The organism is Streptomyces sp. NPDC054770, assembly GCF_053611985.1.
The window spans coordinates 1-23,431 of sequence record NZ_JBSHBL010000015.1 but is presented as its reverse complement, the minus strand read 5'-3'; the positions used below and the strand labels follow the sequence as shown (position 1 = coordinate 23,431).

The window sequence follows — 23,431 nt, the reverse complement described above, 5'->3', positions numbered from 1 at the left end:
GCGCGGGCTCCGCCACCACCGCAACGGGCTCGACCCGCTGCCCCGGCACCTGCCTCCGCTCCCCACGCCGCGGCATCACACACCACCGCCGTCCCGGCCAGCACACAACAAGGCGTAGTCGGCGAACGTGCGGTCCTCCCGCGTCCACTCCTCAACCGCCCGCGCCACGATCGCGCTCACGTCCTCCAGGTAGCGCAGATACTTCATCGTGGACCGCGGATCACGATGCCCCAGCAGCCGCTGCAGGATCATCAACGGCGACCGGGCAACGTGCTGCAGCAGCCACACCCCCGACCCGCCCGCTTCCCGGCGGCGCCGCTCGTCCTCAACGACCTGCTCCGTCAACAACCGCAGCATGAACACCGCGAACGTATGGCGCAGATCGTGCAGCCGCACCCTGCGCGGCATCTCCACCCCGCCCCACGCCTCCGACAGCCGACGAGCACGCTCGGCCGCCGCATCGAACACCTGCTGCCAGCGCGACGCCGACAGCACCCCACCGCCCCGGCCCACGAACAACCCCAGCGGCTCCAGCCCCCGCTCCCCCTCCAGCACGGCGATCCGCCGCAGCGGCGCCGGCATCGCCACCACCTCGAACGACCGCCGACGACCATGGAGCAGCCCGGACACCCGCATCCGCCGCTCATCGACGTCGTCCACCACGAACAACTCCGCGCGCCGCCGCCGCAGCGCCCCATGGCTGCGCGCCACCTGAGCGGCACGCTCGGTACGGCGGTACAGCTCCAACGACCGCAACACCGCCTGCTGCACCATCACCACCCGGGCAAAGCCGTACTTCGCGATCGCCCCCAACGCCACCGGAACCGCCCCGGCCCCCGGGCACGGGCGCGGCACCTCCATGTCCAACAGGCAGCTGAACTCCCGCAACCGCATCCCCGTCGTCACCGCAAGGTCCGCCGCCACCATGTTCCGCAGCCGCCCCGCACGCCGGAAACCCGGATCCGCACTGCCGTCCGGGAGATCACCCCCGAGACCGACCCGGTGCAACATCACGTACTGCGCCCGCGACAGATGCCGCACATCCAGATCAGCAGCCGCTCCCCACGACAAGACATCCCGCCCACTGCGACGCCGAGCGTACGGTCGCCGCACCAACAGACCCGTACCGACCGCCCAGTCATAGAACCCATTGATCGCTGTACGGTTGCGACGCCAAGTCGCCGGCCCGACCGGAACCGGAGCCAACTGCGTACGCCACCGCCTGAAGGCCACCAAGTCCGCCTCGGTCGCCGACAACAGATCCGACGGCGGATCCAGCACCTGGGCCAGGAAATCCTCCAGCCCCATCAGGTCGTACGCGTAGTCCCGAAGGCTCTCCGAGCCCACGTGCCGGGCGAGATCAAAGAAGTATGAGCACAGCGGCTCGACCGGACGCATGTCCTCGTCCACGAAGAACGGCGTGCCCTCCGGCAATGACGTCGGCCCGGACAGCATCTGAGACACATCGAAGCCGAGCTTGCCCAGCGCCTCCTGGTGCCGGGCCAGATGACTGGACGAGGTGAAGAAGTAAGGCATCGCACTCCCGCGGCTGGTCGTAACAACCGCGGAACCTAACAGCCCATCGCCACCTCGCCGTTCACCCCGTCAACGAGCTGAGACAAGTACGGACACTGGACCTAACCGTTGTAGTCGAGGATGACGGCGTCGGGGCTCGTGGGGTGGGTCAAGGGGTGGTGTTCTCCAGGGCGCGGTGGGCCAGGGCGGCGAGGGCTGCTGCGAGGAGGGCGGGCAGCAGCAGGGCGGTGGGCAGGGTGGTGATGCTGGCGAGGGCACCGATGAGGGCGGGGCCGGTGAGCAGGCCGAGGTAGCCGGTGACGGAGACCGTGGCGACGGCCCTTGGACCGTGGGTTCCGGCGGCGGTGATCAGGGAGGGGACGGTGCCGGACAGGCCGAGCCCGAAGACCGTCCAGCCGGCCAGTGCTGCCGGCACGGTGTCGGCGAGGACGCCGGCGGCCAGTCCGGTGGCGGCGAGCAGTGCGCCGGCGCGGACCACGATGGGGGCGCCGAAGTGGGTCGTGAGCCGGTCGCCGGTCAGCCGGCCGATGGCCATGCCGGTGCTGTAGAGGGCGAAGGCACTCGCGGCGAGGGCCGTACCGGCGTGCAGGGCGTGCACGTGCACGGCGGCCCAGTCGGCTGCCGCTCCTTCCCCCAGCAGGCTGCAGTGACCGCGGTGGCAGGCTCGGCCAGCAATCGGCAACGACTGCCAATACCCTAGACAAGGACCAAGACGGTCAACGTAGGCGTCCGCGCGACGGCCGGCCTATCCGAATCCTCCTGGCTGGTCCTTGGCCCACCACAGGAACGCGGCGGAGTGCTGCTGGTTGGCGAAACCCCCGCCGACGAGCGTGTGCAGGAGGTCGTTGCTCCAGAGGATGAGCCGACCGAGGGTCCAGTTCACCGACTCGGGTGCCGGCAGTTCGAGTCCGTAGACCGCCCTGGCTATCTCGCGCTTCCCGCCCGCCTCCGTCGTGTACTTGAGGATCGACAGGAACCGCTCGGGCTGCACCACGCACAGAACCCTGGTGAGAAGCGCCTCCTTGAAGCCGGTCATGGCGAACGGCTTCACGCCGGCCAGCAGATGCTGGAGCCGGTCTTCCAGGGGGATGTCGTCGGGCCCGTACAGGAGGTACTCGATCGTCTTGCGGGTCGACTCCCCTGCCGCCACGTCGCCCATGAGGTTCCAGGCGGAGTTGAAGGTGGCCTGGTTGCCGGGGTGGGCTCCGACATCGGAGTTGGCGAAGTCCTTGAGGGCTCTGAGGTCACTGGTCTGCAGCCCGTCAGGGGAGAAGATCTTTTGGTACTTCGCCCAGTAGGCGGCGACCTGCGGGTCGAAGTCGGGCTTGGTGGCCAGGTACTGCGCCTTGAGCCGGGCCGCCCGTTCCCACCACTGGGGGTCGACATCGTCGGGTTTCGGGAAGCGGGCCTTGAGCGTTCCGAAGGAGTGGGCCTGTTCCCCTTTCGGAAGAGCGGGCTCGCCGTGCTCCCACGCGTAGCCGCACCGGTGCTTCACGACCCGGCGTCCGTCGTCCAGGGTACGGACCAGTTCGATGTCCTCGTCGTCACTGCACAACGGGCACATGGCCAGTCCCATGGCACCCCCCACTCCGTCGGTGTCCGTGCCGCCCGGCGGCTGATGCGCCCTTTGGCCCGAGAGCCGCATTCTGGCATCCGGCTCGGACAGCCGAGGCGGCGGCCGTCTCCCGAACCGGTGTTGGCGTACTGCAAAGATGACGGGCACATCGTCGCGTGGCCGTATTCCTCTCGCAGCATCCCTCTCCGTCACACTCGCCGTCCTGGCAGCAGGGTGCACGAACAGCCCCTCCTCCCCTCATGCCGACGTCTCCGCACGTGTGTCCACCGGCGGCCCGGGCCATATCCATAGAGGTCGCCGACGTCGACATGACGATCACAGATGCCGTCGCACACCTCAATCGTTGGGGTGACGGCTCGCTGAGCATGACGGTGCGCAACGACGACGGTGTCCCCAAGCACCTCGGCATGGTCGTCGGTACATCAGCTCCTGGTGAGCAGGTGCCGGACGACGTATCCGGCGGAGTCGACACCGGAGCTGCCGCCTTCGACCAGGGCGGCGACGGCGATGCTGGAGTTGTACGCGGTCAGCCAGCCGTTGGTGTGGTCGCCCTCCTCCGCAGTGCCGGTCTTGGCTCCGACACCCGCCAGACCGCTAAGCCTCGGCGCGGCGGTGCCGCTGGTGGCCACGGTGCGCATCATCGACTGCAGGTAGCCGGCCGTGCGCGCGGAGATGGACCGGGGCGCGGTGTCCTGGTGCTGGCCGGGCAGGATGACCGGCTGCTGGAAGCCGACTCCCCGGACGGTGGCCGCCACAGACGCCAGGAACAGCGGTGTGGCCGTGACCTTGCCCTGCCCGATGAACTGGGCCGCCTGGTCGCCGCCCTGAACGTCCGGCGGGATGCTCGGGTCGGTGGTGGCGACCCCGCCGCCGATGGACCAGCTGCCCATGCCGAAGACATTGACGGCCTCGTCATGCAGAGCGGAGGCGTCCCCGTCGTGCACGAGGTAGTGGAAACCGTCCTTGATGAAGGCGGTGTTGCACGACACCGTGAACGCCTGGGCGACCGTGGAGGCCGGGTTGGCCGTCACGCCCGGATCGTTGTGGAACACCTGGCTGTTGGCCGTCAGCGAGTCCGTGCACGGGGCCGGACTGTTCGGCGTCATGCCCGCCTGGTCGAACAGGGCCGCCGACGTGATGATCTTCATGGTGGACCCCGGTGACTTGATGCCGTCGATGGCGATGTCGCCATCCGCGCCGGTGTGGGCGAGCGCAAGGATGTGACCGGTTCGCCAGTCGAGCGCCACCGTCCCGGCAGGCTTGCCCTGGAGATGCGCATCGGTCACCGCGTCCTCGGCCACCGCCTGGAGGGACGCATCGATGGTCGTTCTGATGACAGGGGCCTTGCCCTTGGTGAAGACCCGCAGTGTCCTGACGCCCTTGCCGCCCACGTCCACCACGGCAACCCCTGTGCCGGGACTGCCGCCGGTGGGCGTGGCGTTCTTGCGGGTCGTCGCCACGATGTCGCGCAGGGACGAGAACCGGGCGAGGTCCGTCCTGCCATCGCTCGCCACGACCTCGGCCGGGGTCGTGCCCGCGGGCAGCTTGCCCGCGGTCAGCGACTGGTCGTCGTCCAGGCCGGGATAAAGCACCGAGTTGTTCCAGTGCACCGCCAACTGGCCGTTGGTGCTCTGCCGTACGGCCACCGCGCTCGCGTAGGTCCAGGTGCCGCCCGCCACCCGGGCCGTGACGTCGAAGGTGACCTTGGTGGCACCCGCCGTCACCGTCGACGGACCCGCCGAGGTGACCTGTTTGAAGGCCAGCGACGTCAGGTGCAGGCCGTCCGTGTATCCACGCAGGGCCGAAGCGGCCGTGGTCGATGCGTCGGTGCGGCGCGCCGCCTGGCCGAATTGCTGCTTGGCCCAGCTGTCGAGGAACGCCCGGGCCAGCGTGACGGCCTTTGCATCCGATGGCGGCTCGCTCGACACAGCCGCCGGGTCGAAACCACGCGCCACTTTGGTCTCGCCGTTCCGCGCCGACCCGGAGGACAGCGACTGCACGACGTTGTAGGCGCCGATCCCCCCGACGACGGCCAGGGCCGTACACGCGCCGACCATCCCGATCTTCACAGCTCTCTTCATATCGGCGGATCATAATGCTTATTTGCACTATGCAAGCGTTCCTTTGGACGGATCGTTACCGGACCGTCAAGCCGTCCGACATGCCCAGGTCGGCCGGAAGAAGTGCGCCCGCGCAGGCTCGGGGAGCCTCACTGCGCCAACTCCTGCCGCGCGAGGTCGTTCATGGCCTGATAGGCGGCACGCATCCCCTGCTCGTCATCACGGGTCACAGCGTCACCCCATTCCCTCAGCAGCCTGCGCGCCTCCGGGCTGCCGTAGGTCTCCACAGCGATGACCGCGTCCATCTCCATCTGCACCCGCACACCTGTGGCATAGGTCTGCTCCAGCTCCGCCTGCATCCCACGGCGCGCGTACCGCCGACGCCGCAGGTTCAGTTCCCCGACACGGAGCAGGGCGAAATAGGCGTCCCGGCGTTCGTGCACAAGCTGCTGCTTCCTGGCCGTCTCCTCCGTATGGCGGGCCAGCCGCTCCACCTGGTCTCGCCCCTGCGCACCGGCGAGCCAAGTGAAGAAAACACCGGCCACAGCGGCCACCCCGGTCGCCGCAGACGCTGTCCAGTCCCAGGCCATGACAACCATCGTGGCGTCAACTCTCCTATTTGAAAGGCTAGTTGGCCCACCCGGCCGAGTCCGTGGCTCCGCGGTCGGGACAGGCGGCCCGAGTCCCAGGACAGCCGATGCCCACGGGGTGGCGCCCTCGCCGACGGGCTTCCTCCTCGACGCAGTGGTGCGAATCTCGCCCTGGTCAGCCGGCGGCAGGCTCGACGAGACGGAGAGCAACCCCTTGGTCCACATGAGAGTCCGGTGTTCGCCAAAGTGACCCTGTCGGCTTTGGGACCCGCTCCCTGCAGCGGCGGCCCGGCATGGATTCCGGGAGTCCTGTACATCATCGCGGCGCACAACATGGCCGTTTTGCACTTGTTCGTGACGTTCTATCGTGCCGCCTCGTAGCGTCAAGTTCTCTAGGAGCCGAGCAGGCGGCCCGCCTGGGGGAACGGCTGCGAGGTCTCGCAGCAACTCTCTTCAGGGGGCGACGTGAAGGCATCACGTCAGATGTACGACTCCGCATCTGCGGAGGTGGCGGATGCGGCGCGGGGAATGCTCGACCGGGCCGCCGCCGTGGTACCGGAGCAGGTCGCGGCCGAACGCCGGGCGTTCGACATGCTGTGCGCGGCCTACTTCAGTGATCCGGAACGGGCGCTGGCACCCGGCACCGGGGCGCGCGGAGGCGGACCTCTGGGATTCGGCATGCCGGGGACTCAGGAGTTGCTGACCCCCGTGTTCCTGGCCGCGGCGTCAGCTGTGGGGACGTACCTGGCTGACAAGGCGGTCGGTGCGTCGCGCGGACTCATCCGCAAGATGTTCGCCCCTTCGCCCGCCGGAACCTCCGCCGAAGAGGGGGCGCCGGGCTCCGGTTCGGCGTGTGCGGCAGGGGAGGCCGGCGAGGCGCTGTGCCTCGCTCCCGAGCAGTGGCGCGAGGTACGGCGGATCGTGACGCACACGTTGATGCGCCACGGGGGCATGTCGCAGGACAGGGCGGAACTCATGGCCGCGGCGGTGGTGGGCGACGGGCTGGCCGGGGAGACACCACGGTGACCGCAGGCACCAGGGCCGTCGGCGACGACGCTCCCCGCACGGTCCCGTCCCGTCCTGCGGCAGTGCCGGGACCGTCCCTGCGGGCCAGAACGGACCTGCGGTTCGCGATCCTGGTCGCCGCGGTTCTGGCGTCGAGTGTCGTGGCGTTCAGTGTGGTGTGCCCGGCGCTGCCATCCACCGAGCGGCTCTTCCGGCACTCGGTCCGCCCCTGCATGGCCCGGATCGCTCCGGCGACCGCCTGGATCACGGAGCCGAGCGCTCGTCTGAACACGCAGACCGCGATGGCGAACGCCTGCGAGCGGCCGTACCTCCTGCACGAGACCGGCTGGATCGCGGCCGGGCTCACGGTCGAGGTGGCTGTCGCCCTTCTCCTCTACACGCTCCACCCCTGGTGGCCGCGGATCAGCCGGCGGCCTGCCTTGGGCAACGGGTCGGCCCCGTGGTGGAGACCGGTCGGGAGCGTCCCGCTACCGCGATGGTCCAGGAAGGTCCAGCTGACCGGGGACGAGAACGCCGACGTACTCGAAGAACTGGACAGGCTCGCCCGCGACGCCGGCCTGTCCCGCTCCCCCCTCTGGCTGATCGACCCGTACGCCACCACGGCCGGCGGCCGCGCGTACGGCCTGCCGGGACGCCCCCGGGTCTGTATCGACATGGGGCTGCTGATCCGTTACGACCTGGACCGGGGCGGCTTCCGCGCCGTCGTCAGGCACGAACTGGCCCACCATCACCATCGCGACGTCGGACGCACCTATCTGACCGTCGCGCTCTGGTGGGCGTTCGTCGCCACGGCACTCGCGCCCTGCGTGCTGCTGCCCCTGTATCCCCGGGCGCTGTCGATCGCCCGAAGCGGGCTGCAGGGCGTCGCGCTGCCGAGCGCCGATGACAAGCCGGCGCAGCGGCTGGTCGCCCTGGCGGTACTGAGCGCCACCGCCTACCTCGCCAGGAACATGATCCTGCGCGCACGCGAACTGCACGCCGACACGATCGCGCACACGTGGGACGCCACCCGGGCTTCGCTGCCCCGTGTGGTGGCCGCCCTCCCCTGGCCGCCCGCGCGTACGGCGTGGCCACGGATCCCGGCCAGGTGGCTGCGCTGGTCGGCCCGCGTCGGAACCCATCCCAGTCCCGAGCGGCGGGTCGCGGCGATGAACGACTCCGCGGGACTGCTGCGCACCGGGGCCTGGGAGATGACCGGTCTCGGTCTCCTGGCCGGACTCGCCCTCCACGATCTCGCGTTGCTCACCGGGAACGCCGCGGGACGCTACGTCACCGTCGGGCTGGTGCTGCTGGCGCTGCCCTTCGGCGTCGTGCTGGCCCTGGCACTGGCCTCGGCCCTGGTCGCGGCGAGCGATCGCGGTCACGGGAGGCCCGAGACGACCGTGGTCCGTTCAGGACGTGACGTCCTCCTCCTGCCGGCCGCACTCACGGCCGGGGTGGTGGGCAGCCAGCCGTTCTCGTTGGTCGCGGCCGACATGACGGCGCTCACCCCGGTACTGGGCCAGTACGCCTTGATCGGTCTCGTCCACCTGGCGATCCTGCTCCCGCTCGCCCTGTGGACGCGGTCGGTGTACCGCCGCCTCCCTTCGCGGGGATCCGACGGAACGCCCCGGGCCCGGAGACGCGTGATCATCACCACCGCCGGGGTCGTCTGGGGGCCCCTTCTCGCAGCGTGGCAAGCCCACGCGTGGTACCCGGCCGGCCTCACGATGACGACCGTCGATGCCGTGCCCGCCGCCGGCAGGACGATCGGCTGGTACACCGCCCTCACCGGTCGACTCGCCGACGCCTACTTCTACTACCCCCTGGTGCTCGTCCGCGCCACCCCCCTCCTACCGGTCGGGCTCGTCCTCGTCTGGGCGGTCCCGCTGCTACTGGCCGGCCGACGGCGGGAGTCCCCCGCTCCGCCGTACACCCGAAGAGCTCTGGTTGTCGGCGCGATCATGGGACTCGCGGCCATCGCGGCCGGAGTCGCCCTGCCCTACGCCGCCCGAGACGTGTTGCCGCCGGAGGTCCGTCGGGCCTCCGACCCGTCGGCCGTCCTCGGAACCCTTTTCTTGTCCTTCTCCGTCGTGCACGCGGACACGTACCTGGCGGTCACCGCCCTGCTCCAGGCGGCCGCGGCGGCCGGGACCGCGCTCGTCTGCCACCGGCTGCGGCCCGTACTGGTTCCGCTGGCGGTGACCGTCACCGCGGTTCTCGGCACGGTGGGCTTCTACATCAGCCACGGGACCCGCCTGTGCGTCGCCACCACCGGCATCGCTCCGCACACCTGCGGTACAAGGGCATTCCTGCCTGATGCCTATGCGGCGATGCATCTGCACGAGATCGTCGCCTGGGGAGTGGTCGCCGCGGTACCCGGCGCACTGCTCGGCACCGCGGTCGGGGCACTTGCCGCACGCCGTCGGCGACGACCGGACACCGCGCACGGGGACATACTCCGCCGCTGCCCCAGGCTCCTGCCGCCGTCCCTCGCGCTCCTGGCAGCGCTTCCCCTCGCGGGCGCGGCCGCGGGGATCCCACAGGACTACCGCATCTGGCGACCTGCGGCCCCCATCGCGGCCCCACGCGCCAGCCAGAGCGGTCAGGACGTCCCCACCTCACCCGGCTCGTCCCACGCATCCGGCTCATCCGACGGGAAGAACGACCCATGCCTCCTCGGAAGCTGGCATGTGTCCCCGGCCAGACAGCGCGTGCGCATCGAGGAAAGCCAGGTGCGGCTGACGGGCGAGGGCGGCACGTGGACGTTCCGGTCCGACGGCACCTTGGTCATCGACTACGGCAACGGGGCCCGGGAGACGGCGACTCTCCACGGCCGCCCCGTGGTCCTGCGCGCGAGCGGCAGTGTCACCACCCACTACCGGACCGCGAACGGCTCGATCGGCTACTACGGTTCGGCCGTACGCCGTCCCGGCCGGCTCACACTCCAAGTGGCCGGAACTTACCTCGTCCACGAGAAACTCACCGCGACCTTCACCCCCGACCACTACACCTGCGCGGGCAGGACCGCGCACCTGTCTCCCACGTCGTCGGCGACCGACTCACCGTACGAGCTAACACTCCTTCGACAGCCCGGGGGAGAGAACTGACCGCGGCTGAACACCGACCGCGCTCCCCCGCAGGTCGGTGCGGATCGGACCAACGGCATGGCGTCCTGCTGATCCCCGGGCCGCCACGGCCTCTCTTCCCGACACGGTCGGTGAAGCACGCCTGCCGACGAACCCGGCCGCCACCTGCCCCGCCGCCGCGGCCGCGGGGCCCAACACTTCCTCGCCCTCACCGGCTGCCGTCGTCCTGCTCGGTCAAGTGATTCCGGAGCGGCGATGCCGGCTCACCGCCGGGGCTGTTTGCGTCTCATCGGGCCGCTGATCCGGCTCAGCCGTCCCCTCCGGGGACGACTGCCCGCATCGATCAGGAAACGCGCTGTCTGTTGCGGGTCAAGCGGGGTGTGGCCCGCCTGGTGGAGTTGCCAGTAGCGGGCCACTCTCCGTTCCAGATCTACCAGGTCGCCCCTACAGGTCCTGGTCAGGGCGACTGAACCCTCTGGGCCTTCGGGAGCGGTCAGTGCCAGTACTCCACCGTCCGGCGAGTAGCCGTGTACTCGCCATCCGACACGTCCATCGCCTCAAGGTAGTTCGTCGCGTGCACGAACGACTCGAAGGCAATCAGATCGTCGTCCTGGTCAAAGACGAGCACGGCATCAGGCGGGAGTTCCATACCGATCACTGTGCCGACTCCCTGCGTTCGCCGCACCACAATAGGCGTCACCACAGTGCCGCAGCAGGGCTGGCCCCTGCGGAGTTCCCCGCGGCCGCTCCCGCTGATCACCGGGCCGTGCATGGTGCCGATCACCGGTCTGTCGGCGGGCTCCGGCGGATGAGTGCTGCCGTCCTGGTCCACGGCCGCCCACCCCGCTCCGGGACGCCCGCTGCCCTGGCCTGTTCTGCATCCGCTCCGGGCCAGGATCGGGCGGCGTGACGGACGTGCCACTCAGCATTCCTGGCGGGACATATGGCCCAGTGGTCCCCGAACGCTCGCAATCGATCGGACAGGAGAGGTCGGAAAACGAGAACGGGGAGTCATGAGAGACGAATCCGCGGCGAGGCCGCCTCGGTCGGCGGCGGACGAGTGGCCGGGGCAGGCGGGGCGTGCCTACGTTCGTCTCATGGATACCGAAGGCGCGAACGACTCGCAGGACACGGCTGCTGTGGAGGACGTGGCGCACCTGTTGGTGCGTTGCCTGCGGGCCGAGGGCGTGGAGTACGTCTTCGGGATTCCCGGCGAGGAGAACATCCGCTTCGTCGACGCGCTGAACGGCTCCGGGATCCGGTACGTATTGGTACGCCATGAGCAGGCCGCCTCGTTCATGGCGGAGATCTACGGGCGGCTGACCGGCCGGGCCGGAGTGTGCTCGGCCACGCTGGGACCTGGTGCGATCAACCTGCTGCTCGGCACCGCGGACGCCATGACCAACAGCGCGCCGATGGTGGCCCTGGCCGCACAGGGGTCGCTGCGGCGCATCCACAAGGAGTCCCACCAGGTCATCGACCTGGTGTCGATGTTCGCTCCGGTTACCCAGTGGGCGGCCCGCGTCGAGTGTCCGGACGCGGTGCCCGAGATGACCCGCAAGGCGTTCAAGACCGCGCAGAGCGAACGCCCCGGCGCCGTGTTCCTGGCGGTGCCGGAGGACATCGAGGCCGAACGTCCCGCAGGGCCACTCACACCCCTGCAGATCGACACGGTGCGCGCCGACGCGCCCTCGCCCACGCAGATCACGCGGGCGGCCGAGGTGCTTGCCACAGCTCAACACCCCGTCATACTGGCCGGTCATGGGGCTGCCAGAGCCCGGGCCTCTGCCGCCCTGGTGCGGTTCGCCGAGCGGCTGAACATCCCGGTCGCGACCACATTCCACGGCAAGGGCGTCTTCCCCGACGACCACCCGAACGCCCTTGGCGCGGTCGGCTTCATGCGCCACGACTACGGCAACTTCGGCTTCGACATCGCTGACGTGCTGCTCTGCGTGGGCTACGAGATCCAGGAGTTCGACCCTGCCAAGATCAACCCGAACGGCGACAAACGGATCATTCACGTGCACCGATTTCCCGCCGAGGTCGACGCTCACTTCCCGGTCGCCGTGGGCGTTGAAGGAGACCCCTCGCAGGCGCTGGACGCACTCGCGGCAGCGCTGCCGGAAGGACTCACCTACGACTCGGGAAGCAGCGCGAAGATCCGGACGCTGCTAGACGAAGAGCTCCAGTACGGACGCGACAACGACACATTCCCCGTGGTGCCGCAGCGCGTGGTGCACGATGTCCGCACCGCCCTGGACCGCCACGACATCGTCCTCGCCGACACCGGCGCCGGAAAGATGTGGATGTCCCGTCTCTACCCGACGTACGAGCCGGACACCTGTCTGGTCTCCAACGGCCTGTCCACCATGGGTTTCGCGCTGCCGGGCGCCATCGCCGCCAAGCTCGCCCAGCCGGACCGCGGAGTCCTGGCCGTGATGGGCGACGGCTCCTTCCTGATGAACTCCCAGGAACTGGAGACTGCCGTCCGCGAACGCATCCCGTTGGTCGTCCTCGTCCTGGTGGACGAGGAATACGGCCTGATCACCTGGAAGATGGAACTCGAACTCGGCCGGCACAGCCACACCCGGTTCACCAACCCCGACCTGGTCGCCTACGCCGAAAGCTTCGGCGCACGCGGCTACGCTGTCGAGGCCGCCGACCAACTGCTGCCCGTGCTGCGCCGTGCTCTCGACGACGACGCGGTCTCCGTGATCGCCTGTCCCGTCGACTACTCCGAGAACCTGCGCCTGACCGACAGACTGGGAAATCTCCACGGCCCGTTCTGACACCCAGTCGGCCACCCTGAAGGGGAGCGCAAAATGAGCGTCAGGATATCGCCCGTAAGGGCACACCGCACAGGTCAGACATCCTTCCCGACCGGTTCAAGGATGGCGACGCACTCCACATGATGCGTCATCGGGACCCCCTGGAGACAACGCGGAGCGGTGCAGGGCAGGCGTCCATGGCCGCTTACCGAAACCGGTGATCCCTCGGATTATTGGCAGTCCACCGCGTCTCCTCGCTTCCCCACTACCTCGGAAGCAACCGAACCCGAAAGGCACTGCTGACAGGAAAGCCCAACCAGAACAGCGAATTGCAGCACGAGCCGTTCAGCCCCGAGCGTATACGTGCCACCTGGAGTGGTACCGCGAGCGTCAAGGACGCAGCCCAGGCGTACGGCATGTCGAGATCGAAGGACTACGACCTTGTGCGTCGCGGGAGTTCCCTTGCCACGCGCTGCTGATCGGCCACGCAGCCCGCGTCGTCACCGCCTCGCTCCTCCGCGTACACGAAAGCGGTGAGCCCGAGTACAACGGAGCCGCCAGCACGAGCACCAATCCATCCTGACCAGCCGCACGACGAAGCCCTGCCGGAGCAGACAGGCAGGGCTTCGTCGTACTGTCAGGTGTCACACAGCCCCTATGAGCGGGGTCCTGACTGTGGCTGTCTGACCAGGTGGAAGACCTCCCGGGCCGCATAGCGCTTGAGGCAACGGACGATTTCGCGACGGGTCTTACCCTCTTTGATTCGGCGCTCGTAGTAGTCCTGAATGCGCGGGTCGACCCTCAAGCGGGTGAACACGATGCGGTGGAGCGCGGCGTTGGCCTGCCGGTCGCCGCCGCGGTTTAGGCGACGGAACTGCCGGCGTCCCGAGGAACGCTCGACAGGGCTGACCCCGCACAGCGCGGCGAACGACGCCTCGCTGTCGAGCCGTTCCGGGTTGTCCCCCACCGTGATCAGCAACGTGACCGCCGTGTCCGGGCCGATCCTCACCACGTCAAACAGCTGCGGGGCATGCCGTTCCACGAGCCGGGATGCCAATCCTGTGGGCCCTGGCCAACCCGAAACTCGACGAGCGCAAGGTGCTCCAGGCCATGCTCGACATCGATGCCGGCCTCGTGGCTGACCGACCGCAGCTGTTGCTCATCTCCGACAAGGGCTTCGCGTCCAAGGAGTTCGAGAACGACCTCGCCCTGCGCGGCATCACCCTGTTGCGCCCGTCGTTCAAGCGGGAGAGGAAGCGCAAGGGCGAGGGACTGCTCAAGTCGGTGCGGCAGCTGATCGAGTCGGTGAACGACACATTGAAGGGCCAGTTGGACCTGGAGCAGCACGGCGGCCGCACCTTCGAGGGCGTCGCCGTCCGCGTCGCCCAGCGCATCCTCGCAATGGCCGCCGCGATCTGACGCGACCGCATGATCGGCGCGCCGATCATGCGGTCGCTGGTCGCATTCGATCACTGAGGACATCAGACTTGATCGTCTAGCGGAGCTCGACCCCCGGCCGCCGCGCTGATCCGTTTCATCGACGCTCACCGTGGCCGGTTCGGCGTCGAACCGATCTGCCGCACCCCGACCGTCGCCTCCTCGACGTACTACGCGGCCAGGCGCCGTCCGCCTGCGGTCCGGTCACCGCGCGATGCTGAACTGACCGCCGAGATCCGGCGGGTTCACCAGGCGAACTACGGGGTTTACGGGGTGCGCAAGGTCTGGCACCAGCTGCGACGCTAGGGCATACCGGTGGCCCGCTGCACGGTCGAGCGTCTGATGCGGGCCGAGGGCCTGGCCGGAGCGGTGCGGGGCCGCAAGGTCCGCATCACGCTGCCGGGCAAGGACGGCCGGCGCGCGGGCGACCCGGTCAATCGCGACTTCCGTGCGGCTGGCCCGCACCGGCTGTGGGCGGCGGACTTCATCTACCTGCCCTGCTGGGCCAGCACCGTCCAAGTCGCGTTCTGCGGCGATGCCTTCTCCCGGCAGATACCGGGCTGGAAAGCATCAACAAGCAGGCACACGAGCCTCGTCCTGGACGTGGTCGAACAAGCCCAGTGCAACGCGGCTACCTGCCCAACGACCAGTTCACCGGTCTGGTACACCACTCGGACGCGGACAGCCGTGGCGGATTCAACGCGCAGCTGCCGGTGGCCCGTCAGTTCGGCGTGGCCGGGCTGGTCCGGTTCCAGGCATCGAAGGCAGTGTCCAGGCGTCCGACCGTTCTCTACCGGGGCGCCGTGGGCCGCAGGGGTTTAAACGTCCGCGGTTTGGGGTTTCTGCGGCTGCTCCAGCTGCCGCACCGAGGCGGACAGGAGAGGTAGGAGCGATGTCACACCAAAGACGATTCCGCCCACCACTGCCACGCGAGTGTCACCGAATGCCATGGCGAGCGGGCCAACGGCGATTTGCCCGACGGGAACAGCGACAAAGGACACTAGGTCGTCGTAGGCCGCGATCCGCGACAGCATGGCCGTGGGCACGTTCTCCTGGAGGGAGGTCTCCCAGCCGATACCCATGACTCCCTCGCCCAGGCCAGCCGCGAATGCAGCCAGCAGAAGCCAGAGGAAGCCGCCGTGCAAGCCCAGGACGACCAGGGGAATAGCACCCAGGGAGAGCCACACCTGCCCCGTCCTGAGGAACCGCCGTACGGCGATCCGGTACATGGCCGCGCTCGCGAGCAGCACCCCGATCGCCCGAGCACCACACCCCATGAGGTGCTGCCGATTGACGCCTTGACGATTGTCGGCCCGAGGACATTGCAGACGCCGACGTAGACGCAGTTGATGACCGCGAATGCGGCCACCATCACGGGTACCCAGGTCAGTGCGAGGAATCCGCCCCACCCCTCACGGAGGTCCTGCAGGAGCGTCGACGGCTTGCTCGCTGCCTGCTGGGGCAGCTGGAGGCGGGCCATGCAAAACGCCGCCACGAGATAGGTCGCGGCGTCGAAGGCGATGGCCCATCCTCCGCCGAAGGCCGTGACCACGACACCGGACACCACCGGACCCGTCACCGAGATAGCGTTCCTGGCGGATCCGAGGAGCGAATTCGCCCGTTGTCTCTCTGTGTCGCCCACCAGCTGGGGAACGCCGCCACGCATGGCCGGGGAAGTGAACGCCGTGAGCGTGCCGTTCAGGAACTCCAAGGCGGCGATCGCGGCCAGGTCGTAGGTTCCAGATATGAGCAAGCAGGCGACCATGCCTTGTGTGAGGGCAGTCCCGAGGTTCGAGACCACCAGCACCACGCTGCGGGAGAATCGGTCCGCGACTGCACCGCCCACGAGCAGGAAGAGCACCATAGGTACGCTCCGGGCAGCCAGGATCACGCCCAGATCGCTCGCGCTGTCCGAGGAGTTGAGCACCGCGAAGGCGAGTGCCACAGGAGCCATGGAGGTGCCCAGAAGGGAGACACAGCGGCCTGCGAAGAACCACCGGAACGCACCATGCTGAAGTGGGCCTAACTTCACCTATTCGTCGCTCTCCACGTACTCGCTCAGCGAACGCCGCGACTCGGCTGCCAGGCGGACCAGCCGTACTGGGCATCGACCCCGGAGATGTGTGGACTTCGCCCGCCGGGCCAGCGCGACGGGCCTCTCGCTGTAGGGCGTCCGAGGGCTGGCTGGCAATGCCGGCTCACTGCCACCAGCGACCGCAGGGTCGTCGTCGATCATCAGGGCCCCACCATCCCGCAAGGCATCGGCCGAACGCCAGTCACGCGACATCCAGGCTCCACCGCCCTCGCTGGAAACGAGGCGTTCGACGGCACGTACTGCCGTACAGAGCCGAAAGGCACCCGTCAGCAGTGGGAGTCCCCTGGGACTTTCCTGGGACTTCCGGCCCCATCAAGCGGCACGAACGTGAAATAGCCGAAAGGTCATTCGCGCAGGTCAGCGACCTCAGGTCACTCATCGCGGCAGGTCACCGCGTTCACTGGTCTCTTCCGGGACAACTGACCATCAGGAACGAACAGCCCCGCGCAGAGGGGCGCCCACCCTCGGCACCCTTCGGTATCTCCGGAAACCGCTCGCGCCCGGGCACCCAAGTCGTAACGGGCCGATCTTGCCGCTCTCAAGCAGTCCATCGACCAGCACCATGGTACGGACAAGGCGATAGACGTGATCGCTGATACACCACTCGGCGGGACGTCATCCCGTGCCGGCGTCCCACTGCTCCAGATGACGGTCAACGGGCCTCGGTCCAGCAGGGAATGGGCTCATAGGCCCAGCGTCATTATCCTGGCACTCAGGTTCCCGGTCCTGTCGCTTCCCAGCCCCCACTCACCCTGCGTAGCAGCGAAAGACCGGCCGTCGACGGCAGGAGTCCTGCGGGACCCTCCTGGGACTTCCGGCTGCGTCAATGGACATGGCAGTGAAACATCCGAATGACCGCCTACCGCCGTCCGACTCGGCGGCAACATAGCCCGGAAACGCCGGTTAGCCAAACCGGCGTTTCCGGAGACGATTAATGCACCAACATCCGCACCCGAGCACAACCACAGATCGAAGCGATGGCGAAGGCACGTCGCCGCTGCCTGCTGGAAATCCGCCGCGTGTTCTCCGTTCGCGAACTGTGCTGTCCGTCTCTGGACTCTTCCGCAGATCCGTCTAGTGTTCCGTACTCCCCGGAGAATAGCCGCGATTGCTCAATGAACCGATAGCAACCATTGCCAACGCCGAACCGCATCGCGAGAAGGAGTCCACAGCGGACCCTGCAGTTGCTCACCATCATGCCGTATCACCTGATGGCCGAGTGCCTCTCCTCACCAGCGCCTGGTATTCAACCAGTGACCTCGCTGCCTGCCTGAGAGTCGACGCCTCAACCCTGCGCCGCTGGCGCACTGCCCAGCCACCCCAGGGGCCGCCATTCGTCACGGTCTCGGAACGCGTCGTCATGTACAGCGCCCTTGACGTCGAGGAATGGCTGCGCCACCGACGTACCGTCCCGACCAAGGGACTCAATGGCCGATAAGACCAACATTCCTGTCGGTGTCCGGCTCTCGACCGATATCGAATACCGTCCTGACCGCCCCACTCCGTATCGGGCGCGTGTCCGGTGGACCGATCCGACCAGTAAGCGCCGCCAGTCACTGTCCGAGGGAAAGGACAGCGAAGAAGAGGCCCAGGAATGGCTCCAGGCCATCATCGAGGCCGCAGAGGCCGGCCTGAGCCCGTCGCTGGCCACCATGAAGCTCGCCGAATACGGCGAAGCGAACATGGCACTCGCCCTGCGCGGCCTGGAGTTGAAAACACTGGACCCCTACCTGGCGGGGTGGCGGATGCTCGTGGTCCCCGCCCTGGGCCACCTCGCGGTGCGGATGATCACCAACGGTGTCATCGACCGCACCGTGCAGAACTGGATCGCCGACGAGCACAGCCGCTCCACGGTGAAGAACACCATCGCCGTCCTGGTCCGCGTCATGGAGCAGGCAGTCCGCGACGGCATCATCAAGGTCAACCCCGCCCGGGTGACCGGCTGGCAGAAGCTCTACAAGCAGGCCGAGGACGAACTCCACGACCCACGCGCGCTGGCCCTGCCCGACTGGGAGACCCTCCTCGCACTGGCCGACGCGCTCGTTGCCGCCTCCCACGACCAGTACCACGGCTGGGGAGACGTGGTCGTCTTCGCCGCGTGCACTGCCGCACGGATCGGCGAGGTCTCAGGCTGCCGCGTCGGGGACATCGACACCAACCAGTGGACCTGGACCGTGCGGCGCCAGACCACACCCGCGCCCGGCAGGCTGACCGACAAGGGCACCAAGGGCAAGCGGGCCCGCAAAGTCCCCATCGTCGAAGGAGATCCGTCCCCTCGTCGCCCAGCGCGTCCTGTCCGCCGGCCCGAATCCGGATGCCCGCCTGTTCACCGGCCCGCGCGGCGGACGCATCTCCACCGCCGTCCTGCGCGACGCCACACACTGGGACGACGTGGTCACCAAGCTCGGCTACGAGCACCTACGCCGCCACGACCTCCGGCACACCGGACTGACCTGGTTCGCCGACGCCGGAGTCCAGGTACACGTCCTCCGCCGGATCGCCGGCCACGGCTCCCTGCCCACCACCCAGCGCTACCTGCACCCCGACGTACACAAGATCACGGCCGCCGGAGCGGCGCTCTCCGCGCACCTCAGCGTGCTGCGCGCACCGCGCTCGCTGCCGAGCCCGATCGTTGTGACCCGCTGACCCCGGTCAAGGACGCCGGTCCCCAACTGGTCCCCAAGAATGATCAAGGGCCGGTTTCGGATACCTCCGAAACCGGCCCTGACCTGCGACTGTCTCCAGTCGGGACGACAGGATTTGAACCTGCGACCCCTTGACCCCCAGTCAAGTGCGCTACCAAGCTGCGCCACGTCCCGGTGCGCTCACTCGCGGTGGCCCGCGTGATCGCGCGAACAGCACCTTACCCCACGTGCACGGGCGGCCGGAAAGCGGGCGGGGCGGTGAGGAGGGGGACAATCGGCCGTATGGAAGACGCCGGGACAGACGCGGGGACAGGGGCACGGGACCGGGACACCGAGGGGCGGGCGCGCAACGCGCGGCCGCGCGACGGGCTGGGGCGGCCGCTGCCGTACGGCGCACCGGGCGTCGAGCGGCAGCCCGAGGGGGTCGTGCGGACCCCGGAGGAGACGGTCGCCGAGGCCCAGGCGCTGCTGGACGCCGGGAAGCCGTTCCACGCGCACGAGGTGTTCGAGGACGCCTGGAAGTCGGGGCCCGCGGCGGAGCGGACGCTGTGGCGGGGGCTGGCCCAGCTGGCGGTGGGGCTCACGCACGCGGCCCGCGGGAACGTGGCCGGCGGGGCGCGGCTGCTGCGGCGCGGCGCGGGTGCGGTCGAGGAGTGGGCGGCCGGGGGCGGGGAGCCGCGGCCGTACGGGATCGATGTCGACGGGCTCGCGCGGTGGGCGCGGGAGCTGGCCGGGCGGGTGGAGGGCGGTGCCGGGAGCGTCGAGGCGAAGGGCGAGGCGCCTCGGCTGCGCGGCTCCCGGTAGCACCGGGGTGACCCGTGGGTGACCCGCTGTCAGTGGCATGGGGCAGACTCGGGGGCGTGCGAAAGATTCATGTCATCGGTATCGGCGCGGGCGACCCCGACCAGCTCACCCTTCAGGCGGTCCGGGCGCTGAAGAGTACGGACGTGTTCTTCCTCCTCGACAAGGGCGAGGTCAAGAGCGACCTGACCCAGCTGCGCCGGGACATGCTCGACACACACATACCGGACGGCGGTTACCGGCTGGTCGAGGCGCGGGACCCGGAGCGGGACCGGGCCGCGGGCGGCGGTGCGTACTCGCCGGCCGTCGGCGACTGGCGCAGCGCCCGCGCGGACATCTACGAGCGTCTGATCCGCGAGGAGCTGGGCGCGGAGCAGACCGGCGCCTTCCTGGTGTGGGGCGATCCGGCGCTGTACGACAGCACGCTGGCGATCCTGGAGGAGGTGCTGGCCCGGGGTGCGGTGGCCTTCGACTACGACGTGGTGCCGGGGATCAGCAGTGTGTCGGCGCTGGTGGCCCGGCACCGCACGGGGCTGAACCGGGTGGCCCGCCCGGTGCAGATCACCACCGGGCGGCGGCTCGCCGAGGGGCTGCCGGAAGGTGTGGACGACGTGGTGGTGATGCTCGACGCCCACCAGGCCTTCCGGCGGTACGCGGACCAGGACATCGACATCTACTGGGGCGCCTACATAGGCACTCCGGACGAGATCCTGGTCTCCGGTCCGATCGCCGAGGCCGGTCCGCGCATCGAGCGGCTGCGAGCCGAGGCGCGGGAGCGCAAGGGCTGGATCATGGACACGTATCTGCTGCGCCGCCACCCCGGGGACCCGAAGGAGAGCTGACCCTCACTCAGACGGCGCCGCCGGGTATGCAGGGGTAGCCCACCGGTGTGACAGTGACCTCGTGACGGTGACCGAGGAATCAGCGCCGCCCGACGCGTCCCAGCCGCCCGTGCTGGACGCGCGCCGGCGCAATGTCGTCTTCGTGACGATCATGCTGGGGATGCTGCTCGCGGCTCTGGACCAGACGATCGTGGGCACCGCGCTGCCGACGATCGTGTCGGACCTGGGCGGTGCCGCGCACATGTCGTGGGTGGTCACCTCGTACCTCCTCGCGGAGACCGTGGCGACCGTCCTGGTCGGCAAGTTCGGCGACCTGTTCGGCCGCAAGGTGGTCTTCCAGGTCTCGGCGATCGTCTTCATCACCGGCTCGTTCCTGTGCGGCCTCGCCACCAATATGTCGCTGCTGATCTCCTGGCGGGCGATGCAGGGCATCGGCGCGGGCGGGCTGATGGTGACCGCGATGGCCCTGATCGCCGACGTGATCCCGCTGCGGGAGCGCGGCAAGTACCAGGGTGCGATCGGCGCGGTGTTCGGCGTGGCCACCGTCATCGGACCGCTGCTCGGCGGGCTGTTCACCGACCACCTGTCGTGGCGCTGGGCGTTCTACGTCAACGTGCCCATCGCGATCGTCGTGGTGGCCGCCGCCGCCCGCACCATCCCGGTGGTGAAGTCGGCGGCGAAGCCGGTCATCGACTACCTGGGCATCGCGCTGGTCGCGGTCGGCGCGAGCTCGCTGATCCTGGCGACGAGCTGGGGCGGGAACCAGTACGCGTGGGGTTCGGGCACCATCGTCGGCCTGTTCGCGGGCGGCGTGGTGGCGCTCGCGCTGTTCTGCTGGGTGGAGACCCGGGCAGAGCAACCGATGCTGCCGATGCGGCTGTTCGGCAACCCGGTCTTCACGGTCTGCTCGATCCTCAGCTTCATCGTCGGCTTCGCGATGCTCGGCGCGATGACCTATCTGCCGAGCTACCTCCAGTACGTCGACGGCGACTCGGCGACGATCTCGGGGGTACGGACCCTGCCGATGGTGATCGGCCTGCTCATCGCGTCGGTCTTCAGCGGCAACGTGGTGAGCAAGACCGGCAAGTACCGGCTCTTCCCGATCATCGGCTCCGCGGTCATGGGCGCCGGCCTCTATCTGATGTCGCGGATGGGGCCGGGCACCGGGGCCTGGCTGGAGTCGCTGTACATGTTCGTGCTGGGCACCGGCATCGGCCTGTGCATGCAGGTGCTGACGATCGCCGTGCAGAACACCGTCGAGTACACCGACCTGGGCACCGCGACCTCCGGCGTCACCTTCTTCCGTACGCTGGGCAGTTCGTTCGGTACGGCCGTCTTCGGGACGATCTACACCAACGCGCTGAAGCCGAACCTGGCGGACGGGGTCGCAGCCGCCACCAGGGCGAGCGACCTGGGCCCGGCGGTCATCGCCAAAGCGTCCACCAGCCCCGAAGGCCTCCATCGGCTGCCCGCACCCGCCGCCGAGCCGATCATCCAGGCGTACGCCGACACCATCCACACCGTGTTCCTGTGGACCGTGCCGGTCGCGGCCGTCGGGTTCGTGGTGGCCCTGTTCCTCAAGCAGGTCCAGCTGCGGGACAGCGCGCGGCTCGGCTCCACCGACATGGGCGAGGGGTTCGCCTCGCCGCACGGGCCGGACTCGCAGCGGGTGCTGGAGGCGGCCGTGGCGAAGATCATCGGCCGGGCGGACCTGGAGACCGCGCGCCGCATCATCCGCGAGTCCGGCACCCGGCTGGACGTGGCCGGTGCCTGGGCCGTGATGCAGGTCGAACTGCACACCCGGCTGGTCGGCCACGGCAACCTCGGCCTGATCGCCGCCCGCCGCCGGGTGCCCCCGGAGGTGCTGCTGCCCGTCTTCGACCGGATGGTCGACGAGGGCTGCCTCACCCGCACCGGCTCCTTCCTGTCCCTCACCGCGGCCGGCGACCACGAGGCCCAGGTCCTCGGCGAGGCCTGGGGCAGCTGGCTGAGGGACCGCGTCCAGCAGGACCTCGGCCGTCCCTCGGGTGCCGACCTGCGCGCCGCCGTCGACACCATCGGCAAGCGGCTGCTGGTCGAGGACCTCACCGACGGGCTGTCCGAGCACACGGCGGACCTGACGCCGGCCGCCAGGACGAGCTGACGCCCCAGGCGGATCACGCGGGCCCGAGCCCCAGCCGCTCCAGTACGCCGGCGACATCCGGCACCGCGGTCACGCCGTCCGGCAGGGGCGGCCGCCGTACGACGACCACGGGCAGCGCCAGCTCCCGCGCGGCCGTGAGTTTGGCGGCCGTGGCCGCTCCCCCGCTGTCCTTGGTCACCAGGACGTCGATCAGGTTCCCGCGCAGCAGAGCGGTCTCGTCGGCGACGGTGAACGGCCCGCGCGCCAGCAGAACCTCGGTGTGCCGGGGCATGGGGGGCTCGGGGGGCTCCACGGACCGTACGACGAAGTGCCGGTCCGTCAGGTGGGCGAAGGCGGCCAGGCCCAGCCGGCCGGTGGTGAGGAGGACACGGGGACCGAAGCGGGGCAGGGCGGCGGCCGCCGCGGGCAGGGACGGGACCGGGTGCCAGTCGTCGCCGGGGCCCGGCTGCCAGCCCGGACGGCGCAGGACGACGGAGGGGACACCGGTGGCCAGGGCGGCGCGGGCCGCGTTCGCGGTGATCGTCTCGGCGAAGGGGTGGGTGGCGTCCACCAGCGCGTCCACGCCCTGTTCGCGAAGCCAGTCGCTGAGCCCGGCCACCCCGCCGAACCCCCCGATCCGCACCTCGCCGGCCAACGAGCCCGGCCGCGCGACCCGGCCAGCGAGCGAGGTCGTGACACGGACGCCGGGACGCCCCGACAACTCGGTGGCGAGACGGCGGGCCTCGGCGGTGCCGCCGAGGATCAGGACGTGCGGGGACATGGGGCGAGCGTACGGGTCCGCCGTGGACGGGACCGCCCTGGGGCCGGGTGCCGCGGGGGCATGGGCATCCGAACAGCACAGGCA

General features: G+C 69.3%; 16 protein-coding genes, 1 tRNA gene and 4 pseudogenes. 10 read left to right on the top strand and 11 right to left on the bottom strand.

Annotation, left to right across the window (positions count from 1 at the left end; genetic code table 11):
- Positions 1–75 precede the first annotated feature (75 nt).
- The 5 genes and pseudogenes from ACWGKQ_RS15945 to ACWGKQ_RS15925 form a co-directional block, all read right to left on the bottom strand.
- Positions 76–1,536 carry a tyrosine-type recombinase/integrase gene (locus ACWGKQ_RS15945; RefSeq protein WP_453292514.1) on the bottom strand — a complete coding sequence of 487 codons (1,461 nt, stop codon included), beginning with the start codon at positions 1,534–1,536 and terminating at the stop codon, positions 76–78.
- Positions 1,537–1,684: 148 nt separating this feature from the next.
- Positions 1,685–2,179, bottom strand: a pseudogene (locus ACWGKQ_RS15940) (MFS transporter); the annotation flags it as partial.
- A 102-nt stretch (positions 2,180–2,281) separates the two neighbouring features.
- Positions 2,282–3,112, bottom strand: coding sequence for a hypothetical protein (locus ACWGKQ_RS15935; RefSeq protein WP_453292513.1), 831 nt, complete (start codon positions 3,110–3,112; stop codon positions 2,282–2,284).
- Between the two features lie 422 nt (positions 3,113–3,534).
- Entirely contained in the window at positions 3,535–5,193 is a 1,659-nt protein-coding gene (locus ACWGKQ_RS15930) for a penicillin-binding transpeptidase domain-containing protein (RefSeq protein ID WP_453292512.1), read from the bottom strand.
- A 128-nt stretch (positions 5,194–5,321) separates the two neighbouring features.
- Complete coding sequence (locus ACWGKQ_RS15925) at positions 5,322–5,762, bottom strand: hypothetical protein (protein WP_453292511.1); 441 nt, start codon at positions 5,760–5,762, stop codon at positions 5,322–5,324.
- Between the two features lie 465 nt (positions 5,763–6,227).
- On the opposite strand from ACWGKQ_RS15925, the gene ACWGKQ_RS15920 reads away from it, so the two are divergent.
- Positions 6,228–6,788 (top strand): hypothetical protein, encoded by a 561-nt coding sequence (locus ACWGKQ_RS15920; protein WP_453292510.1) that lies wholly within the window; start codon positions 6,228–6,230, stop codon positions 6,786–6,788.
- Entirely contained in the window at positions 6,785–9,877 is a 3,093-nt protein-coding gene (locus ACWGKQ_RS15915; protein WP_453292509.1) for a M48 family metalloprotease, read from the top strand. The genes ACWGKQ_RS15920 and ACWGKQ_RS15915 overlap by 4 nt, the downstream gene beginning before the upstream one ends.
- 472 nt (positions 9,878–10,349) lie before the next feature.
- Here ACWGKQ_RS15915 and ACWGKQ_RS15910 read toward each other — a convergent pair whose 3' ends face one another.
- Complete coding sequence (locus ACWGKQ_RS15910; RefSeq protein WP_453292508.1) at positions 10,350–10,688, bottom strand: hypothetical protein; 339 nt, start codon at positions 10,686–10,688, stop codon at positions 10,350–10,352.
- Between the two features lie 265 nt (positions 10,689–10,953).
- Here ACWGKQ_RS15910 and ACWGKQ_RS15905 point away from each other — a divergent pair, with 265 nt between their 5' ends.
- Positions 10,954–12,645 (top strand): acetolactate synthase large subunit, encoded by a 1,692-nt coding sequence (locus ACWGKQ_RS15905; protein WP_453292507.1) that lies wholly within the window; start codon positions 10,954–10,956, stop codon positions 12,643–12,645.
- A 634-nt stretch (positions 12,646–13,279) separates the two neighbouring features.
- Here ACWGKQ_RS15905 and ACWGKQ_RS15900 read toward each other — a convergent pair.
- Positions 13,280–13,684 (bottom strand): annotated as a pseudogene (locus ACWGKQ_RS15900) (transposase); the annotation flags it as partial.
- On the opposite strand from ACWGKQ_RS15900, the pseudogene ACWGKQ_RS15895 reads away from it, so the two are divergent.
- Positions 13,669–14,043 (top strand): annotated as a pseudogene (locus ACWGKQ_RS15895) (IS982 family transposase); the annotation flags it as partial. The pseudogenes ACWGKQ_RS15900 and ACWGKQ_RS15895 overlap by 16 nt on opposite strands.
- Before the next feature lie 105 nt (positions 14,044–14,148).
- A complete protein-coding gene (locus tag ACWGKQ_RS15890) occupies positions 14,149–14,367 on the top strand; it encodes an IS3 family transposase (protein ID WP_453292607.1) in 219 nt (72 codons plus the stop codon).
- A 512-nt stretch (positions 14,368–14,879) separates the two neighbouring features.
- Here the strand turns inward: ACWGKQ_RS15890 and ACWGKQ_RS15885 are convergent.
- Both ACWGKQ_RS15885 and ACWGKQ_RS15880 read right to left on the bottom strand, forming a co-directional pair.
- Positions 14,880–15,311, bottom strand: a complete 432-nt coding sequence (locus ACWGKQ_RS15885; protein ID WP_453292613.1) for a hypothetical protein — start codon at positions 15,309–15,311, stop codon at positions 14,880–14,882.
- Between the two features lie 59 nt (positions 15,312–15,370).
- Positions 15,371–16,093, bottom strand: a pseudogene (locus ACWGKQ_RS15880) (MFS transporter); the annotation flags it as partial.
- Between the two features lie 1,282 nt (positions 16,094–17,375).
- Between ACWGKQ_RS15880 and ACWGKQ_RS15875 the strand changes: the two are divergent.
- Both ACWGKQ_RS15875 and ACWGKQ_RS15870 read left to right on the top strand, forming a co-directional pair.
- On the top strand, positions 17,376–17,594 hold the full coding sequence (locus ACWGKQ_RS15875; RefSeq protein ID WP_453292606.1) for a helix-turn-helix transcriptional regulator: 219 nt from the start codon (positions 17,376–17,378) through the stop codon (positions 17,592–17,594).
- The gene (locus ACWGKQ_RS15870) at positions 17,584–18,936 is read left to right on the top strand and encodes a hypothetical protein (protein ID WP_453292506.1); all 1,353 of its coding nucleotides are present in this window, start codon (positions 17,584–17,586) and stop codon (positions 18,934–18,936) included. Before ACWGKQ_RS15875 ends, ACWGKQ_RS15870 begins: the two co-directional genes overlap by 11 nt.
- Here ACWGKQ_RS15870 and ACWGKQ_RS15865 read toward each other — a convergent pair.
- Positions 18,902–18,975: transfer RNA gene (locus ACWGKQ_RS15865), tRNA-Pro, on the bottom strand. The genes ACWGKQ_RS15870 and ACWGKQ_RS15865 overlap by 35 nt on opposite strands.
- 108 nt (positions 18,976–19,083) lie before the next feature.
- Here ACWGKQ_RS15865 and ACWGKQ_RS15860 point away from each other — a divergent pair.
- From ACWGKQ_RS15860 to ACWGKQ_RS15850, 3 genes are all read left to right on the top strand, one after another.
- On the top strand, positions 19,084–19,605 hold the full coding sequence (locus tag ACWGKQ_RS15860) for a DUF309 domain-containing protein (protein WP_453292505.1): 522 nt from the start codon (positions 19,084–19,086) through the stop codon (positions 19,603–19,605).
- Positions 19,606–19,661: 56 nt separating this feature from the next.
- Positions 19,662–20,444: a precorrin-6A synthase (deacetylating) gene (cobF, locus tag ACWGKQ_RS15855; protein ID WP_453292504.1), complete on the top strand. Its 783-nt coding sequence runs from the start codon at positions 19,662–19,664 to the stop codon at positions 20,442–20,444.
- Positions 20,445–20,505: 61 nt separating this feature from the next.
- Complete coding sequence (locus tag ACWGKQ_RS15850) at positions 20,506–22,587, top strand: MDR family MFS transporter (protein ID WP_453292503.1); 2,082 nt, start codon at positions 20,506–20,508, stop codon at positions 22,585–22,587.
- Positions 22,588–22,600: 13 nt separating this feature from the next.
- Here ACWGKQ_RS15850 and ACWGKQ_RS15845 read toward each other — a convergent pair whose 3' ends face one another.
- Complete coding sequence (locus ACWGKQ_RS15845; RefSeq protein ID WP_453292502.1) at positions 22,601–23,347, bottom strand: cobalt-precorrin-6A reductase; 747 nt, start codon at positions 23,345–23,347, stop codon at positions 22,601–22,603.
- Positions 23,348–23,431: the final 84 nt, after the last annotated feature.